Below are 1,855 nucleotides of genomic sequence, written 5' to 3' on the forward strand. Positions count from 1 at the left end.
GCAATGAAAGCAATCGCTTAATTCAAAAAAACTTAACCAAGAAATCATGGATTGAAATGAAATTAGGGGCTGGCAACCAATGTCATTTAGTTAAATGATATCGAGGTTCTAGAAAGCATTCTCCATTCAATGGAGAGTGCTTTTTTTTTCGCATTTTTAAAATTTTGCAAATATCACTTGACAAAATTTTTGGAGCATTTACTCCATAATCCGTAGGAATTGTAGGAGGTATTTTTTATGAACCAGTCTTATGATTCTTTGCTTGAAGTCCGTCGTCAATTCGACTTCGCCGTACAATCTGTTGTCGACAGTATTACCTGTTATTGTTCAAATCCGCTTTCGGATTTTTCCCGAAATCGTAAACTTCCGCCAGAAACACTGATTCCTTTGATCATTCAAATGGGGTCTCATTCTTTGAATACCGAACTTACGACTTTCTTTGAAGGGACTACGACCGAAGTGACACGTTCCGCTTTTAGCCAGCAGCGTGAAAAGCTCGATTCACAAGCCTTCCTTCGTATCCTTCATCTTATGTCTTATACTCCCTCGCCATCCTTGTACCGTGGCTATCACGTGATCGCGATGGATGGATCCGATGTCAATATCCCTTTCGATCCGTCCGATCAGGAAACATTATGTGGAGTGAAGTCGGGCAAACCTTATTCACAGCTGCATCTCAACGCGCTCTATGACTGTCTCAACGGGACGTTCTTAGATGTTCGTATCGACTCGCCTAGAAAAAGTGGTGAATGCAACGCGCTCAAGGAAATGGTCAAGAATCATTTTTATCCACAGAAATCCATCCTCTGCGCAGATCGAGGCTTCGAGAAATACGATACATTCGCATATTGTATTGAAAACAACCAAAAATTCATCATTCGAGTCAAAGATATCGAATCCAACGGGATCTTATCCACCTTTGACTTTTCAGAAGAAACATTTGATAAAGATGTAGAGATCATCTTGACTCGAAAACAAACAAACGAAGTGAAAGAGAACCGGGATCTGTATCGTTATCTGCCGTGGAGTACTGAATTTCAATATATGCCAAAAGGAGGCGCTCAGGAATACAAATTGAAACTCCGCGTGGTTCGGATCGAAGTCGAAAAAGGAAAATATGAATGCCTGATTACGAACCTGGGACCTGAATTTACGATGGAAGACCTTAAAGAACTGTACCATATGCGATGGAACGAAGAAGTAGGGTTCCGGGCTTTGAAGTATACTGTAGGCATGCTCGATTTTCATTCGAGAAAAAGAAAATACATCCAGCAGGAGATCTATGCCAATTTGATCCTTCACAATGTGGCCTCTTTGATAGTACAGCGTGTCAAGATCGAACAAAAAGACGGATGGAAATATAAATACAAACCAAACTTTACGACCGGAGTCACAAATGTTCGACTGTTTCTGAAAAGGAAGATCAGCGCTGGAAAACTCGAGGAACGAATAAAAAAGGATCTGATCCCAGTACGACCAGATCGCAGTAACAAGCGGAATATGAAAGCCCAGCGGGTCCACCCATTTCAATATAGACCAGCGTAACGGCAATATCCCAAGAACATTTTAACCGAAACAAAAGGAAGAAGGCAATTTTTTTTGAAAACAAAAATTGTCTTTTCGTCGTGACGGAAAAATACGAATCATATATTGAAGATACGACATGAAAAAAGAAAAGCTCCGAATCCTGAGAATCCAGAGCTTAACTAAACGCAGATCAGAGTCCATCATGTCACGGAAGCTTTTAACTAAATGACATTGGCTGGCAACAGCTCCTTTTTTCTATGGATCCGGCAAACAAAAAAGCGAAGAAAACGAAAGCTTCGCTTTTTATTTGCGCGCTTTGACAAGCAGC

The 1,855-nt window shown here is 40.8% G+C and carries 1 protein-coding gene; it reads left to right on the plus strand.

All coding sequences use genetic code 11. From position 1 onward, the window contains the following. Window positions 1-258: 258 nt before the first annotated feature. The gene (locus tag ABNS49_RS13675; RefSeq protein ID WP_348688068.1) at window positions 259-1,545 is read left to right on the plus strand and encodes an IS4 family transposase; all 1,287 of its coding nucleotides are present in this window, start codon (window positions 259-261) and stop codon (window positions 1,543-1,545) included. The last annotated feature ends 310 nt before the right edge of the window (window positions 1,546-1,855 follow it).

Origin of the sequence: uncultured Dubosiella sp. (assembly GCF_964018005.1) — a bacterium.
Lineage (GTDB): Bacteria > Bacillota_I > Bacilli_A > Erysipelotrichales > Erysipelotrichaceae > Dubosiella > Dubosiella muris.